The organism is Virgibacillus tibetensis (assembly GCF_036026595.1).
Classification (GTDB): domain Bacteria; phylum Bacillota; class Bacilli; order Bacillales; family Amphibacillaceae; genus Virgibacillus_P; species Virgibacillus_P tibetensis.
The window spans coordinates 502,650-519,380 of record NZ_JARZFX010000002.1 but is presented as its reverse complement, the minus strand read 5'-3'; the positions used below and the strand labels follow the sequence as shown (position 1 = coordinate 519,380).

16 protein-coding genes and 2 pseudogenes are annotated in these 16,731 nt (G+C 36.0%); 10 read left to right on the top strand and 8 right to left on the bottom strand.

Translation table 11 applies throughout. The annotated features are described in order from the left end of the window. Positions 1-9 precede the first annotated feature (9 nt). Both QGM71_RS21790 and QGM71_RS07255 read left to right on the top strand, forming a co-directional pair. Positions 10-182 (top strand): annotated as a pseudogene (locus tag QGM71_RS21790) (gamma-glutamyltransferase); the annotation flags it as partial. Positions 183-472: 290 nt separating this feature from the next. After that, a complete protein-coding gene (locus QGM71_RS07255; RefSeq protein WP_327606856.1) occupies positions 473-682 on the top strand; it encodes a hypothetical protein in 210 nt (69 codons plus the stop codon). Positions 683-706: 24 nt separating this feature from the next. On the opposite strand, the gene QGM71_RS07250 is transcribed toward QGM71_RS07255, so the two are convergent. After that, entirely contained in the window at positions 707-1,960 is a 1,254-nt protein-coding gene (locus QGM71_RS07250) for a SulP family inorganic anion transporter (protein ID WP_327606855.1), read from the bottom strand. A gap of 255 nt (positions 1,961-2,215) precedes the next feature. On the opposite strand from QGM71_RS07250, the pseudogene QGM71_RS07245 reads away from it, so the two are divergent. Beyond that, positions 2,216-3,012, top strand: a pseudogene (locus tag QGM71_RS07245) (aldehyde dehydrogenase family protein); the annotation flags it as partial. 307 nt (positions 3,013-3,319) lie between these two features. On the opposite strand, the gene QGM71_RS07240 reads toward QGM71_RS07245, so the two are convergent. After that, positions 3,320-3,514, bottom strand: coding sequence for a PucR family transcriptional regulator (locus QGM71_RS07240; protein ID WP_327607056.1), 195 nt, complete (start codon positions 3,512-3,514; stop codon positions 3,320-3,322). A gap of 203 nt (positions 3,515-3,717) precedes the next feature. Continuing rightward, the gene (locus tag QGM71_RS07235; protein WP_327606854.1) at positions 3,718-4,776 is read right to left on the bottom strand and encodes an alpha/beta fold hydrolase; all 1,059 of its coding nucleotides are present in this window, start codon (positions 4,774-4,776) and stop codon (positions 3,718-3,720) included. 272 nt (positions 4,777-5,048) lie between these two features. Here QGM71_RS07235 and QGM71_RS07230 point away from each other — a divergent pair, with 272 nt between their 5' ends. Together QGM71_RS07230 and QGM71_RS07225 are read left to right on the top strand one after the other, a co-directional pair. Continuing rightward, positions 5,049-5,246: an abortive infection system antitoxin AbiGi family protein gene (locus tag QGM71_RS07230; protein ID WP_327606853.1), complete on the top strand. Its 198-nt coding sequence runs from the start codon at positions 5,049-5,051 to the stop codon at positions 5,244-5,246. Positions 5,247-5,531: 285 nt separating this feature from the next. Then, a complete protein-coding gene (locus QGM71_RS07225) occupies positions 5,532-6,884 on the top strand; it encodes an alkaline phosphatase (RefSeq protein ID WP_327606852.1) in 1,353 nt (450 codons plus the stop codon). Between the two features lie 220 nt (positions 6,885-7,104). Here QGM71_RS07225 and QGM71_RS07220 read toward each other — a convergent pair whose 3' ends face one another. Next, positions 7,105-7,455 carry an FAD-dependent oxidoreductase gene (locus QGM71_RS07220; RefSeq protein ID WP_327607055.1) on the bottom strand — a complete coding sequence of 117 codons (351 nt, stop codon included), beginning with the start codon at positions 7,453-7,455 and terminating at the stop codon, positions 7,105-7,107. A gap of 371 nt (positions 7,456-7,826) precedes the next feature. Between QGM71_RS07220 and QGM71_RS07215 the strand changes: the two genes are divergently transcribed. The 5 genes from QGM71_RS07215 (at position 7,827) to QGM71_RS07195 (ending at position 13,525) form a co-directional block, all read left to right on the top strand. Continuing rightward, positions 7,827-9,098, top strand: a complete 1,272-nt coding sequence (locus QGM71_RS07215) for a peptidase (protein WP_327606851.1) — start codon at positions 7,827-7,829, stop codon at positions 9,096-9,098. Between the two features lie 16 nt (positions 9,099-9,114). Beyond that, the gene (locus QGM71_RS07210) at positions 9,115-9,288 is read left to right on the top strand and encodes a hypothetical protein (RefSeq protein ID WP_327606850.1); all 174 of its coding nucleotides are present in this window, start codon (positions 9,115-9,117) and stop codon (positions 9,286-9,288) included. A 24-nt stretch (positions 9,289-9,312) separates the two neighbouring features. Next, a complete protein-coding gene (locus QGM71_RS07205) occupies positions 9,313-10,905 on the top strand; it encodes a sodium:solute symporter family protein (protein ID WP_327606849.1) in 1,593 nt (530 codons plus the stop codon). 12 nt (positions 10,906-10,917) lie between these two features. Next, on the top strand, positions 10,918-12,141 hold the full coding sequence (locus tag QGM71_RS07200) for a Zn-dependent hydrolase (RefSeq protein WP_327606848.1): 1,224 nt from the start codon (positions 10,918-10,920) through the stop codon (positions 12,139-12,141). Between the two features lie 70 nt (positions 12,142-12,211). Continuing rightward, positions 12,212-13,525 (top strand): sigma-54 interaction domain-containing protein, encoded by a 1,314-nt coding sequence (locus QGM71_RS07195; RefSeq protein WP_327606847.1) that lies wholly within the window; start codon positions 12,212-12,214, stop codon positions 13,523-13,525. Positions 13,526-13,857: 332 nt separating this feature from the next. Here the strand turns inward: QGM71_RS07195 and QGM71_RS07190 are convergent, their stop codons facing one another. From QGM71_RS07190 to gabR, 4 genes are all read right to left on the bottom strand, one after another. Beyond that, a complete protein-coding gene (locus QGM71_RS07190; RefSeq protein ID WP_327606846.1) occupies positions 13,858-14,040 on the bottom strand; it encodes a VOC family protein in 183 nt (60 codons plus the stop codon). Continuing rightward, the gene (locus QGM71_RS07185) at positions 14,027-14,239 is read right to left on the bottom strand and encodes a VOC family protein (protein WP_327606845.1); all 213 of its coding nucleotides are present in this window, start codon (positions 14,237-14,239) and stop codon (positions 14,027-14,029) included. The genes QGM71_RS07190 and QGM71_RS07185 overlap by 14 nt, the downstream gene beginning before the upstream one ends. Positions 14,240-14,469: 230 nt before the next feature. Beyond that, entirely contained in the window at positions 14,470-14,898 is a 429-nt protein-coding gene (locus QGM71_RS07180) for a DinB family protein (RefSeq protein WP_327606844.1), read from the bottom strand. A gap of 322 nt (positions 14,899-15,220) precedes the next feature. Further along, the gene (gabR, locus tag QGM71_RS07175) at positions 15,221-16,636 is read right to left on the bottom strand and encodes a MocR-like transcriptional regulator GabR (protein ID WP_327606843.1); all 1,416 of its coding nucleotides are present in this window, start codon (positions 16,634-16,636) and stop codon (positions 15,221-15,223) included. Between the last annotated feature and the right edge of the window lie 95 nt (positions 16,637-16,731).

Below are 16,731 nucleotides of genomic sequence, written 5' to 3'. Positions count from 1 at the left end.
TAAGTGAATATTAATTCACTTTATTATCCATACTCATCTCAGAGAATGACCATTTATGCCAGGAATGGAATTGTGGCTACATCACAGCCATTAGCTACTCAAGCTGGATTAGAAATGTTAAAAAAGGGCGGTAATGCAATCGATGCTGCTATTCCAAATCAGCTTGCTTACCCGTTTTGGAGTCCTGCTAAATATTGAACTTAAATAGATCAATTTAAGATAAAACAGGCCATTCGGTGAATTTTATAAAGCTACCATTCTACCTATCCATGTTCTTGTATGAATGGAAATTCGTGGTTCTATTGATTTGATGGACACTAAAAAGATGAGTTGTTACGAGGCTATTAAACATTAGGGTGAATGCGTGACTAGAAGACAGTTTTAGCAATTTAATTATTCGTAAAAGTGGATGTTTTATATACCCATTTTAACCAAAAACCTAATATTGAATGGCATTACTAATTATAAGGTTTTGGAATTTGCAACAACTTTAAATACCTATACGAAACTAAAAGCATTTACTGTACAGCAAATATTAATTGCAGATGTATATTTTATTACAAATACTACAAGTATTCCTGTTATTAAAGTTGATGAAAAGTCAGTTGGTGCTGTAATCCCCGGTCTTATTATTACTGGAGAAGTTGGATTAGTTCAAAGTTTATCTAGTTTTTGCGTTTAAACACCGAAATTTCAAGATACTCTGTTAGCATTTTTTAAAACCTTTAACTAGGAAAGAGAAGAAAAAACCGATGATTAGTCCAATAAAAATGTCAATCATTAATGTAGCTATGAAAGTAGCTAGAAAAATCAAAGCATCTACAGATGTAGATTTAAAATAATATATAATTTGTTTTAAGTTAATGAGATTTGAGACAGCAATTATAATTATAGCTGCGAGTGTGGCTTTCGGTAAATAGTAAAATAAAGGAGTTAGATAAATTATCGAAAATAGCATAAAAAATGCTGCTATTAACAATGAAAGATTACTTTTTGCGCCGGATTGATGGTTTACAGCCGATCTTGAGATGGCTCCAGCTACTGGGATAGCACCAACGAATGAACTAGTCATATTTGCCAGACCTAATCCAATCAGCTCTTGATTTGGGTTCAGTATTTCATTTTCTTTATTCGATAACGTTTTCGCAATGGCATAAGATTCAACAAATGATATAAACCCAATCATACAAGCTATTGGAATTAATATTAAAAATGTATCAAACGCTGGTATATTAATAGAAATAACCGGTAATTCTTGGGGAATTTCCCCAACGATGTCGACACCTATTTTGTTTAAATCATAATAATTAACAATTAGCACCGATGCGATAATAACTATCAATGGTCCAGGTGAAACAGGAAATTTCTTTTTTAATGCTAGTAAGATTATTAAACTTCCTAACCCGATCACAACTGTAATAATATTTACCTTGGGTAGATGTTTAAGAACTTCGATAGAATAATTTAAAAAATTATTATACCCCGGCAGTGAGACCCCCATTATTGATTTTATTTGATTTACTGAGATAATAATCGCAATAGCAGATGTAAAACCACTAATCAATGCGAGAGAGACATACTCAAAAATAGACCCAAACTTTATCAATCCCATAAATATTTGAACAATCCCTACAATTAATGCGAGAAGAATCATTAACTCAAGGAATTGGGAAGAATGTGGCTGAACAATGCTGGAGATACCAGAAAAGCCTAATAGAGAAACAACAGAAACTGGCCCCACGGATAAATACTTTGAATTTCCAAATAATGCGTAAACGATTAAAGGAAAGGTTGCAGCAAATAAACCAGCAGCAAGGGGTACTCCTGCAATGATTGCATAGGCCATGCTTTGAGGTAATAATAAAAATGTAACAATTAATCCTGCGAAAAGATCACCGGTCAGGTTATCATAATTATACTGTACAAGGTGCTTTAATCCAGGCATTAATTTAAAAATCACAATATTGGTGCCTCCTTAAATCTTCTTTAAACATATACTTGTACTATATTGATTAATTGAAACAGGTATTCCATTAATTTTATTTGTCTTGACCTTATCCCTACCATTTTTAGATTGCATGCACTTTTGATTTTTTTATTTGCCCAATAACTTGATTGAGTCGGAAAGTTTGAATGGATATATAAATAGTAACTCTTACTACATATTAAGCACCATTTTCATTTTTTGATCTTGGAATGTGACGATTTAATAGACGAAGTATATGGAGAAGTTCAGCGTAGGATTGAAAATGTGGAATTTGCTGCGGGTGCGCCTAGATTTATGAGGGGTGAATCACTTCCATCGGTTGCCACGGAATTGGAATCTGGAATATATCGTTATCCAATCGGAGTTATTGCTGGGATTACGCCATTTAACTTTCCAATGATGGTACCATGCTGGATGTTCCCAATGGCAATTGATACCGGAACCACTTTTGTGATGAAACCATGCAACGCACACCGTTGCTCGCAAATCGTTTAGCAGAATTATTTGAAGAGGCAGGTCAACCAGCCGGTGTTTTCAATATTGTTCATGTGGCGCATGATGTTGTAAACGGTTTGTTGGATCATAAACAAACAGCGTCTATTTCCTTTGTTGGTTCTCAGCCTGTCGCAGTACGTTTACAAACGCGGTACTGATAATCTGAAACGCGTGCAAGCACTTGCTGGTGCAAAAAATCACTGGATCGTATTGAGTGATGCAAATTTAGATAATGCAACCACACAAATTATGAACGCTGCATGGCGGATTCAATTGTAGCCGTAGAAGGATCAATTGCAGATGAGTTTATTGAACTGTAAAAAGTAAATAATATTCAAATCGGGAATAGTTTGGATGAAGGAGTTTTCCTTGGACCAGTTATTCGCGACAACTATAAGAAACGTACACTAAGCTATATTGAAACTGGAGAAAAAGAAGGAGCAAAACTTGTCAGTGATGGTCGTCAAGATGATGCTGCACAACAAGAAGACTATTTAGTGGGACCTACCATCTTTGACAGCCTTAACACTTTACCCACAAATAATCCCCCTAGAATGCCTACTTCGCTACCTGGTCCTCCTTCACCATAGGACCTTGAAATAAAGTAACCTATCTATTTGCTTTCAAAAATATATTCCGTTCCCAAAGTGAAAGGTGTGTGAAGAATAGATGGCATAAACAGAGAATAAGGGATTCGTCTTTTAAAAATGAATTTCATGTATGAACTCTAAATAGAGTATTGAACGCATTAATTGTGTATAAAAAGGGATTTATGACAACAGTTGTATCTGAAAAATTTGCCGCAAAAAATGAGAACATTACAAAATATCGTTCTCATCAGGTGAGGATACATGGAATATAGTACAACTGGTTTTTCAATGCTAAATACAGCAACATACAGTGCTCAAAGCATTTTGTATCAAACGTTGTTATTTCTTCGACTTTTTGTAAACGATAAGTAAGTGTGTTGCGATGGATAAAAAGTTTCTTTGCTGCTTTACTTGTATTCATATTCGTCTCACAATAGGTTATAAAGTTGCTTTGGCAGAAAAGGTTGAGGTTGATTTAAAACCGTACTCATTCTGTAGTTGATGTGGTGGCATAAAAAACCAAGCTGCTTACACTCAGACAGCTCGGTTTCTTATTAGAAATAATCAGTAATCACAAATGTACCAAAATTAATCATGTCTCCCGAAAAATCGTTCAAGCCTTAGTCCTTAGGATGTCCCATTTTATTACAATACTTTATCAGCAACTGAAGTAGCAAGTAATTCATTAAGATGCTTATCGATTTGGTCATGATAATATGCACCTTCACCACCAAATAAACCGAAGTGCCCAGCAATACTATAAATCACTCTTAGTTCACTATTTGGAATCAATTTTTGTTCTGCTTCACAGTCTCTTGGAGGGAAAAACATATCTTCGTCTATTGGCATGACGAACATTTTTGCCTTGATTCTACCTAGTGCTTCTTGCAAATTACCGTTTGTATTCCTGCTGACATCTCCTCGCTGCCATTTCCATGCCATTGCAAGTAAATTATTAGGGTCCATCATTTGAAATAAAGGTTGAAGAAATCCGGAAATAAATTCGTCCAGCGTTTCAACACCGAAAAGTTTCCATTTCTCTTGCTGATAAAACTCGGTACTTAATCCCATTACTGCCCAAATGTCTGCATGTCTTTTTAACCCATCTGCTACTTCTGTATTGGACTGATAATTACCCTCATTCCAACCTGGATCGGAAGTGATCGCTTCCATTAACGTTTTAGTAAATAAGAAATCATGTTGTGTATTTTTAGCAGTTCCAGCAATTGGTGCTGCACGGTTTACCATGTCCGGATATCTTACAGCCCACTCATAAGTTTGCTGCGCGCCCATTGAGGCTCCCACGACAAGTGCTAATTCCTTAATTCCAAACTTTTCAGTAATGAGTTGATACTGTGCACGGACATCGTCACCTATTCTTACATTCGGGAAGTCACTTGGGGTTGGACTATTATGTGGTGAGGTAGACAGACCATTTCCAATTTGATTGATAGCGATGATAAAGTATTTTGTTGGATTAAGAGCTCTACCCTCTCCAATGTAAGTCTCGTAATCTTTGCTTGTTCCAGAAAACCATGTAGGGACGACAATAGCATTATCCTTTGTTTCGTTCAGTTCTCCGTATGTGCTATAAGCTAATTTACAATCCGGGATTTTACCACCATCTTCTAATTCAAAATCTCCTAAATCGTAAAGTTCATAAGGACCATGATTCTCTTGGGAGTAAAAGGTATTATTGATCATCAATAAAATCTCCTTTCTAGAATTGAATGTGATGGTTGTCTACTATGCGGGGAATCTAATTTTATAATAGTTTTATTATTTTGATAAGTCAACTACAAAATTTGAAATCGCGACGAATAGGATGATTGAGAAGCGAACGGAAGACCAGTCAATCAGAACTGAGAAGATTGCTTTAAAACCAATATGAGGCAGTATATTTCTTTAATGGCTCAAATGAAAGAAATTACACAGAAAATGAACAAGCTTGGATTCATGTGGTTAATGGGTTAGATATGTTAGATTCCGTTTTAATGAAACAAATATTTGTGTACTTAAAACCATTCGATGCATCTAAAACAGATGCAGATGAGGAGAATTATTATTTGGAAAGGGAATGGCGTATTGTCGGTGATGTGCAATTTAGCCTCCAAGACATCACAAGAATATTAATACCTGAAAAATATGGAAAAAATGAGAGAATCATTACCTGAGTATAATGGGCAAGTGTCGTTTAGTGAGTGAAGGACGATTAAGTATTAGGTATCTATAGGGTAGCTAGAAAATAAGGGCAGTAAATAGAATATAGATTCCGAAACAGAAGACCCCCTGTAATTATTGGGAAGAGGGTCTTTCATCACATGTCCTAAGGATTAGTAAATTGGCGACTAGCTATTTCGAACTAAAAAAATTCACGATAAATTTACTAGTTCGTAACCAAATCTAAATATCTACCGGTTACTCTTAAATTGTAGTACAAATTTGAGAGGAGAGGTTATATGTTTAACAAAGTCGGTAAAAAACTTGGTATTGTTGCGCTTAGTACTGGTCTTGTACTTTCAGGGTTAAGTTTAGGGTCGGTGGATGCTGCTAAACCGGATAGTGTTAGTAAGGGTAAAGGGAATAATAAAAAAGTAGAAAATGTTATCTATATGATTCCTGATGGTTTTAGTGCTAACTATGCAAGTAACTATCGCGTCTACAAAGGGGAAGAGGCTGTATGGGATGCACACTTAAAGGGGGCGTTCACGACATACTCTGCCAACTCTGACATTACTGATTCCGCTGCAGCAGGAACCGCAATGGCAACGGGAGAAAAAACTAATAATGGTGTCATTGGTCTGGATACAGATGGGAATGAGCTTCAAACAATCTTAGAAGCATCCCAAGAGGAAGGGAAGGCATCTGGGCTCGTAGCAACTTCTACGATTACACATGCAACTCCAGCTGCATTTGCATCTCATGTTGAAAGTCGTAATAACGAAACTGAGATTGCTAGACAATTACTTGCTAATGAAGTGGACGTATTACTTGGTGGAGGGAAGAACAATTTCTTACCAACCTCTCAGGGTGGAAATCAAGAAGAGCTTAATTTAATCGAGCAAGCTGAAGAACAAGGTTATGAATTTATTGAAACTCGAAGTGAATTACTAGAAAATAATGATATAGCACTTAAAAAGGGAGAAAAGCTTTTAGGATTATTTGCTGATGATGCACTTGCTCCAGAACTCCACCGTGCTGAAACTGAAGAACCGAGCATTGCTGAAATGACAGAAGTTGCAATTGATATATTGGAAGAAGACAAAGACGGATTTTTCCTAGTAGTTGAAGGAAGTCAAATTGATTGGGCAGGTCATGATAATGATGCGGCTTGGGCAATGTCGGAAGTTGCAGCTTTTGAAATGGCGGTAGAAAAAGCAATTAATTTTGCTGAAGAAGATGGAAAGACACTCGTAGTTGTTGCTGGTGATCATGATACTGGTGGGATAACAACTGGATCGAACGGTTCACTAGATTTGAATGCTAGTGTACTAAGAGATGTAACTGCTACAGGAGATTATATGGCAGATCAATTAAATGAAGGTCGCACTAACGTAAGTGCAGTTTTTGATATGTATACTGGATTAGAATTAACAAATGAAGAAATTCAAACGATTCAAGATGGTGAAAATGCTTCGCTCGCTATCAATAAGGTAGTAACTGATCGTGCAAATATTGGCTGGACAAGCAGTAATCATACCGGAGCTGATATTCCAGTCTATGCATACGGTCCAAAAGCGGATAAATTTGTTGGATTCCATGATAATACGGACCTTCCAAAGATCATTGCTGAGGCAATGAAGCTTAAATAATAGGCCAGTATTAAGTATAAGTATATAAAGATATTTAAATTGCTAGAACTAGTGGAAATACATAGGCTCATTAGTTCTAGCGTTTTTTTATTTTTAAATATAAAAAATACCCAGAGAATAACTCTAGGTATAACAACAGCGGTTGTTTTAAGAAATATAGGGAAATTAAATTACAAATTTTAGATAGGTTGCTTCGCTTATTTCTTTCAAAGGTTCTTCTTTATTCTCTTTTGGTTCTTCCAGTAAAGCACTTCCAGGATCCAGCGCTAATAATTAACTTATCTGAAGTAAATATTTCTTTTTCTGTAATCACTTTAACAGAATCTTCATAAGCCTGGACGTCTTTAATTGGATTGTTAAATGAAAGCTCTGCTCCGTGGTGTACTGCGAGTTCCTTGTATGCCTGGATACAATTTTCGCTGAACAAAAATCCTGGATCAGGCTCATAGAAAGCAATATAATCGTCTGGTACTTGCCACCCTTTAAAACGCTCTGTCATCTTTACTCCAGTAAGCTGTTCCACATTTAAATTATATGCTTCTCCGCTAGCATAGGAGTGCACTTCCCGAATTTTAGCAAATTTTGCCGAATAATTTGCTGGACTAGCAATTCTGTTATCGGCTTATTTAGCTTCCGAGTTGGACTTTAGTAATTGTGGAGTAGCATTGGTTGATGTCCACTAGTACTAGCTGTGAAATACGTTGTACTTAGGGATACATTCCAGTAATAGTAGAAACGCTCCTATTAGAAAAAGCAATCACATCATTGTGGTTGCTTTTTTTTTACGTAATCTCGTTTTTCAATTACATAACTTATATTTAGGTTGCAATTACTAGTAGTAAGTCAAATCCGACTTATCATAAACCACTATTAACTTATAAAAACCGATACTTTTCTGATAATATGTGAATATAAAAAACTCAGAAAATTAGGAGGGTTAATATGAAGCATATTGAACAAATAAAGTCTTATATTGAGAAAAATAAAAAATCATATACAAACCTATTACAACAAATGGTACAAGAGCCTAGTAAAGCTGGGAATGAGTCAGGAATTCAACAACTTATAGCAGACCGCCTGGAGGAGAGTGGCTTCGAGGTTGATAAATGGAAGCTTGATTATGAATTATTATCCGAACATGAGTATTTTTGCGCTTCCCGTTCCGATTTTGCAGGAAGTGAAAATGTGGTGGGTGTTCTAAAAGGTTCTGGTACTGGGAAGTCCATTATTTTAAATGGTCATGTTGATGTAGTACCCGAGGGAGACTTAGATCAATGGATTGATGACCCATTCTCCGGAAAGGTGATTGATGATAAGTTATATGGCCGAGGATCGACGGATATGAAAGGTGGAAATCTTTCGGCTTTATTAGCTGTTGAGGCAATCCAACGAAGTGGAATTAAATTAAAAGGGGACGTCATATTTCAGAGTGTGGTAGAAGAAGAAAGTGGTGGGTCAGGAACCTTAGCTGCAATTGAGCGGGGTTATCGTGCAGATGCTGCATTGATTCCAGAACCGACGAACATGCGGATATTTCCAAAGCAACAGGGCTCTATGTGGTTCAAAGTCCATGTTTATGGAAAATCTGCGCATGGAGGAACGCGGTATGAAGGAGTGAGTGCTATTGAAAAATCAATGATTGTACATGATGCTATTCTCGAATTAGAGAAACAGCGCAATAATAGCTTAACAGATCCCCTATTTAAAAATAACCCCATACCAATACCGATAAATATAGGTAAAATCAATGGTGGAAACTGGCCATCCTCTGTAGCAGACCATGTGATATTAGAAGGAAGAATGGGAATTGCGCCCGGGGAATCGCCAAAAGACGCAAGTCAATCTCTAGAAGATCACTTAGCTGGTTTACCTAAAACGGATGAGTGGTTCGCGAATGCTTCCGTTGAAGTTGAATGGTTTGGCGCGAGGTGGCTTCCAGGTGAGATAGACGAGAAACATCCTTTAATGAAAACACTTTATGAATCCCATTTTGATGTAACTGGAGAGAAGCCGCTTGTAGAGGCATCGCCGTGGGGTACCGATGGAGGTTTGTTGAGTCAACTTGCCGGAGTCCCTGTTGTTGTATACGGTCCGGGTGTTACTAACATGGCTCATTATCCAAATGAGTATATTGAATTGGAAAAAATCTTTGAGACTGCTCTTATTATTGCGAAAACATTAATCAGTTGGTGTGAAATAGAGGAAGAACAATAAAAGGAGGAGATTTGATATGAATGTAGATGTGTTTATTCTGTTTTTTAACTGTATATTAACTACGGTTCTATCGTCAGCGGTGGTTATATGGATTTTACGTAAAGAATACAAACCAGTAATCGATGAACTGGAGGGTAATGGAATTAACAGTTCAGAAGATGAGGAAATAGATAAATCGAAAAAAGGTTAATTAAAAGAGGAGGGATTATCTATTATGACTACTAGTATCTTTTTTATTATGTTAGCAATTTATATATTAGTTGGTGCGGGTATTACCAGATTTGTTAAAAGTAGAGATGATTTTTATGTTATGGGAGAAAAAGGGACAACTTTACTAATTGTAGGGACTTTGGCTGCGACGTATTTAAGTGCAACTACTGTGCTTGGTATTTCAGGGGTTTCGTATGCGGAAGGACCGCTGGTAATAGCAGCACTGGGATCGTTTGGTGCATGGATTGGAACGTTGGTAGCTGTTGTCTATATTGGACGCAAGATGAAGGCATTAGGTTGTAAAACAATGCCAGATTTTTTTGAAAAACGGTTTAAAAATAAAACAGTTAGTGTTATCGCTGTAGTTATTATGATTATTGGCCTTCTGGGTTATGGAGTAATTCAACTTATTGGTGCAGGTTTAGTACTAAGTCAAGTTACAAATATTTCCTTCCCTGTTATGATTGTACTTTTCACGGTAGCATTATTGATTTTCTGTGCTCTAGGTGGAATGTATGGTGTAGTAATTACAGATACCTTGATGTTTTTCACGATGCTTGCCATATCAGTTGTTATCGCACCTATGATCATAGGGAAAGCGGGTTTTGAAGAAATAAAAGGGCTTGCTGAGACTATTCCTTTTTATTGGTCTATTGAAGGTGCAAATCAGCAGCCGCTTGGATGGTCGATTTCGCAATTTCTTGTCTGGATATTATTCTTTTCTTGTACTCCTGCATTGGTTTCGAGGGTGTTTCCGGCCAAGAACGACTTTGTAATATTGAAAGCAGCTGTAATTGGTGTATTCTTTGCACCACTTATGCAAGTTATTGTATTTATAGCTGCAGGTGGAATGAGATTCCTTCAACCAGGAATTGAAAACCTTGATAATGTTATGATTATTGGATTCTTAAATCACGTACCAGAATTTTTGGGAGGAATAGGACTAGCAGGCCTCATGGCGTCTATTATGTCAACAGCATCAACGCTATTTGTTTTGGTAGGTTTTGCGCTTTCTCGTGACTTATATGAAAATTTACGGTCTAAGCCAACAAGTGAGAAAGAATCACTCAGAGCGGCAAGATGGGCACAAATTCTTGTGGGTGTCGTTGTTTGTGTAATTGCAATTTCCCAGCCATCCGCTATTTATTGGATATCGATCTATGCCGGTGCAATTTTTGGAGCAGGTTGGTTACCTACTGTAGTAGCAGGATTAGAATGGAAGCGTATGAACAGTAAAGCTGCTATAACAAGTATGCTAACGGGTGTTATAACATTCGTTACCGTTACAGAACTGGCGAAAAGTGGATGGATTACATTACCAGTTCATATTGATGCCTTGATGATTGCATTTACACTAGCTATTGTATCTTTAGTCGGTGTTGGATTATTAACTAAACCAACGGAACACGAACAGTTGTATTACAAGGAAATGAAACAAACTAAAGCTTCTTCAAGTACAATAAAGACCATTCTAGCGGAAGAAAATGGATTAGCTAAACTTAAAAAGGAATATAAGAGAACGATGGGAATTGCTATCAGTTTCATTGGGATATCAATAATCGTTTGGGGGTATTTCTTTGTACAATTAGGGTTATAAAGGAGAGGTATCATGGAAATTAATATGAAACGGCTACAAAGACGATTTTATGAGATGGCGTCAATAGGCTCTACGGAGAATGAAGGCGTCCATCGCTTAGCATTATCAGATCAGGATAAAATAGCTAGGGACACATTCATAGACTGGTCGAAACAAGCTGGCTTTCTTGTTCGGATTGATGATTTTGGTAATATATATGTAAGAAAAGAAGGAACTGCAAGTAAAAAACCTATAGTAATTGGGTCACATCTTGACACAGTTCCAAAAGGAGGGAAATATGATGGTTCATTAGGAGTGCTTGCGGGATTTGAAATTCTTGAATCACTCCTTGAAATTGAGCCATTAGAAACCCCTGTGGAAGTAGTGGTCTTTACTAACGAGGAAGGTGCACGTTTTCCGAATCCGATGCTTGGTAGCGGTGCAATCTCCGGTGTTTTTTCAAAACAACATGTCTATGATATGGTTGATGACGACGGCATAACATTCGAAAGTGAACTAGAGCGTATTGGTTACAAGGGGGATAAAGCTAATCGATTAAAGGAATTCGAGGCATTTTTCGAACTTCATATTGAACAAGGGCCAGTATTGGAGCAACAAGGATTGCCTATAGGATTAGTAAAAGGTATTCAAGGTTTATCATGGCATACGGTTCAGTTCACAGGAGAATCTGATCATGCAGGGACAACCCCAATATCTTACAGGCGCGACCCAATGCAAAGTGCTGCCAAAGCCATTATGAGAATAGGAGAATGGGTGGAAAACCTCGGTGATGAAACCCTGGTGACATTCGGAAAGATTAGTTCTTTACCGAATACTATTAACGTTATTCCCAGCGAAGTTACATTCTCAATGGATATCCGTCATCCTAATAAAAAGGTACTGTTAAGGCGCATTGAAACGGCAAAAACATTAATACGTGAAGTAGCTCTTGAGGATGATACACAGAGTCTTTGTGAGGATTTGTCCTTAATGCTGCCAGTATTGTTTGATGAATCATTAATTGACTTGTTACAGAGCAGCTGTCAGCAGCATGGCATTGGTTACCATGAAATGTTCAGTGGTGCGGGGCATGACGCGATGTATATGAATAATTTAGGACCTACAGTCATGTTATTTAGCCCAAGTGTTAACGGTAAGAGTCACTGTGAAGAAGAAGAAACGTCATGGGAAGATATTGAGAAATCTGTAAAGGTATTAGGAGAGTCCGTTGTTCGTTTAGCTAGCTCTGTACGATAAAAAAGTGTATGAAAATGCAAATCGGTAAATAATGTTATACTTTTAATAACTTAACAACGCAGGTGATATTATGGAAGAAAAGTATGACAACGAATTATTAACAGAAATAGTCGATCATTTCTCAGATGAAATTTTTGTAACGGACAACATGGGTACTGTACTTCTTGTGAATGAAGTATGTGAATATAACTATGGGATTCCAGCAGAGCAATTAATCGGGAAGAATATTAAAGAACTGGAAGATAGTTTGTTTTACCCTTCAGCAACAATTGAAGTTCTGAAAAGAGAGCGTCCTGTAGAGATCATGCAAAGAACAACTCGTGGAAAGCGCTTATTTGTAAAATCAAGACCTATTTTTAATGATGAGGGTAAGCTACTTCGGGTTATCAGTTATGCTAGGGATTTAACGATTAACTCTGAGCTGCAGCAACGTATTAACTTGTTAGAAAAACAATTAAAAGAAAATGACCAAGATAAACAAGACCAGGAATTTAAAGATGTTATAGCCCAAAGTGAATCAATGAAAAATGTCTTGAAGCTCACATTGAAGATAGCACGGACAGATACAACCGTACTCATTAGTGGAGAAACCGGTGTAGGGAAAAATATGATGGCAAAAAAAATACATTCTTTAAGTCATCGAAATCAAAGCCCTTATAAAGAAGTTAATTGTGCAAACCTTTCTAACTTAGCTTTAGATATGGAGTTATTTGGAAGTAAGGATTACGGAGTGAGAGGGATAATTGAACTTACGAATGGGAGTACGCTATATTTAGACGAAATAGATGAAATGCCATATGATATGCAATCCAAACTCTTGAATGTGTTGGAAAATCAACAACTTGTAACACAAGGAAATAATAAAGTGGAGATGGATATTCGATTTTTGGTATCTACTCGAAAAAACCTTGAAGAACTCGTAAAGGAAGGGAAATTCAGGGAAGATCTTTACTATAGACTTAATGTTATTCCCATTAAAGTTCCACCTCTTAGGGAACGAAAAGAAGATGTTTCTCCGCTCGCCTTTTACTTCTTAAATCAATTGAATGAAAAGTATGGACAAACGGTAAGTCTCTCCCCAATTGTTATGAATGCCTTTTTCGAATATGAATGGGCTGGAAATGTAAGAGAGATGAGAAATTTATTAGAAAAATTAGTAATTACTTCCGATACAAGTGAAATTAAGTTAGATCAGCTGCCACCGAATATCAAAGCTGGTTCCATTTCACATGCTAAATCGTTACCAGACAAACTCGAGCAATTGGAACGGTATTTAATTATAGAATCGTATGATTTATACAAGTCCAGCTATAAAGTTGCAGAGAGTCTTGGTATTAGCCAGTCATCGGCGATCCGTAAAATAAAAAAGTATATAAATCAATAGCTATGACTACGACCTGAAAATGAAATACCTACTTATCAGCAGGCAAGAGGGAAATTTATCTGGCATAAAGCTGGCAGTAATTCCTCGACACAGTAAAGTGTTCGAAGAAGTTTAGGTGATTCAGATAACGTGGAGAAAATGCAAAAAGACACTCAATTAGCAACCATAATCGCCACTAACAGTGTAATTAGAAATACTAAAGACCGACTTTATTGAGTCGGTCTTTAGTATTTCCATATAATGTAATATCCGAATTAACTTACATAAAGGAAACTTATTGAGGGATTGCACCAGTTAAAATTAAAAATATGTATATATATGAGTTGTTTATTTTAGATGCTTTCGTAAATCTCTATAAGTGAAGCTGCAGGATCTCTAAAATGAGCTACCTTGATGCCCCAATCTCTTTGTTCAGTCGGTTTAGTGATAAACTTTACTTTACTTTTTAATTCTTGATATGTCTCTTCCACGCTTTTTACTTTAAAAATTAAAGCTGTTCTATCAGCTTTTTTCAATATCAGTAGAATATTCCTCACCTAGAGCTTCAACCATCTGTTTACGTTCAAAAATACCTAAAGTAGCACCATTAAATTTGAAATCAGCATAATTAGAATTTTCATCTCCCCAAGTAACATCAAATCCCAATACATCTCTATAAAATAGAAAACATTCTTTATAATTGTCTACAAGTAACCGAGTGTGAGTAAATTCCATTAATAATACCTCCTCTTGTGAACCTACCATTTTTATACATACCAAGCCTTTATTGGCCTATTTTTGGGAAAACCTACTTTTTTCTTAATTTACTTATAATGAAAAAATGTTTCAACTCAAAAATCAGCTTTTCAGCTAATTCAGAACTAATAGATCTTATAAACGTAATCGTATTCAACTCTTGCGTTACTTTAAGTACATATTATCAAAAACTTTACATTTCTAATGTTTTACATATTCCAGTCCTGAACCCACTGTTTAGGTAACCCAACCCCTGACTGTTTAAGTGCCACATAGTATTGTCCTTGATGAATACTTTCGTGTTGTATTGTTGTACCTTGTAGTTCAGCGATTGACAAATAATCTGAACCCATTTTTATTTGTTTGAATTTTGTTTGTCTAAATGCTGAAGCTAACTCTTCCATACTTCTTTCCATTTCATCAATTATATTTTCATTTGATGGTAATATGCCAGGAAATTCAACTTTTCCAGTTCTAAGTCCATCACTATATACATCTCTTACCCGAACTATATGTATAAATAATTTTCTCAATGTACCTAACTCTGGAATCAATTGAATATCCCATTTACTCTCTGGAATCTCAATCGTCAAAGCATTAGTCAAGCTTGCAGAATATGCAAATCCATTTACATCCACACTCTCAATCCTCCATACGTATTTATATCTATGTTATTTAAGTTTTATTATACTTTTCTACTACTTCTATAAAAGAACTGAATTTTCACAATCATATATACTTAGTTTAACATAAAATAATAATTACCCTTTGTAACTTTTTAGGAAGGGTTAAAATAACGTGACGATGTGCAATATTATTAGCAACCTAATTCGAAGATGATCATAACCATTTTCACTCTGTTATTAGATATGCTACTCAATATGCTGTTTATGATGCTTCTCCTTCTAAACGGAACTACTTAATATTCGTTGTGGTTTCTTTTCCAATAGGAGTAATTGATCAATTGTTAATAATCCGGTATAGCCTGTCTACAGCTTGCTCAATATCCTCAGTTTTTATATTTGCAAACCCTATTACTAATTGAATGCTATTTCCTTCAAGTTCTTTTTCCTTTAACATAAATCGTTTTATGGAATATACTTCAAGCTTTTCTTTCTTTGCCATATCTTCAATTTCCCCGTACCTCTTCTCTGTTTTGAAATGGGCAAGAAAATGAAGGCCGGCAGGGACATTTTGAATGTCGATATTATCCTTAAATGTTGCTTGAAGTTGTTTGATCAACGTTTTTCTTTTCATTTCGTAGTGGTGATTCATTCGCTTAATATGTTTGGCGTATTCTCCACCTTTAATAAAGTAATGTAATGTATATAAACTGAGTGTATTACTTCCCTGTACCCAATCGGAATAATAATTCTGATACGCTCTTAATAATTCAGGAGGTAACACGATATAACTAATTCGGAAACTTGGTAAGAGTGTTTTTGAAAAAGTACCAGCATATATTACCCGGTGATTTTGATCCAAGCTTTGCAAAGAGGGAATATTATCTGTTCCATACTTAAATTCACTATCATAATCATCTTCAACAATATATCTGTTGGTGGAAGTCGACGCCCAATTTAAGAGTTCAATCCGTCTCGAAATCGGCATAATTGTTCCGGTTGGGAATTGATGTGATGGTGTAATGAATAAAATGTTTGGATCAATGGCTTCAATTTCATGTATATCTATCCCTTTGTTATCTAATGTTACAGGTGATACATCGTAGTTCATGCTTTTTAATAATTGATAAATGCGGGAATATCCCGGATCTTCAACAGCAATTTTACTACTCAATTTTTGTAAATTCATTAATTGCCACATTAGGGGTTGTGTTCCAGTACCAATAATAATTTGTTCTGGGTAACATTTAACGCCTCGTGATTGTGCAATCATTTGGGAAATTGTTTTTCTTACAACATAAGGGCCTTGAGGGTGAGCGATCTCAGAGAGTTCATTTTTATAATTGTCTATCGCTTTATTCTGGCATTTAACCCATTCCTTAAAAGGAAACATGGATATATTTGCAGTCATATGGGATAGAGAGAGCCATCCCTCCTTATCATAGAAACTTTCCTCTAAATCAACTGGTAAGTTATTTTTGGCACCGTCATTATTATGTATAAACCCCGTGATATTTTCAACGTAATATCCTTTTCTTTCAATTGTGTAGATATACCCTTCAGCAAGTAATTGTTCATATGCGTTTGAGACAGAATTGATACTAATATCCAAGCTATCAGCTAATTTTCTTTTGGAAGGCAGCTTTTCGTTCTCTGTTAATTTATGTTCTAAAATAGAGCTTTTTAATTGTTCATAGATTTGCTGGTAAATATAAGTCGACTTCCCTTTCTTATCTAGTTCTAAAAAAAACATGTGCAACCCTCTTTCTGGTACCTAAAAAAATAGGAATCTGGTGCTTTTTATTGTACCAATATTTTGTCATACTAGTCTATATTCTTACATAATTA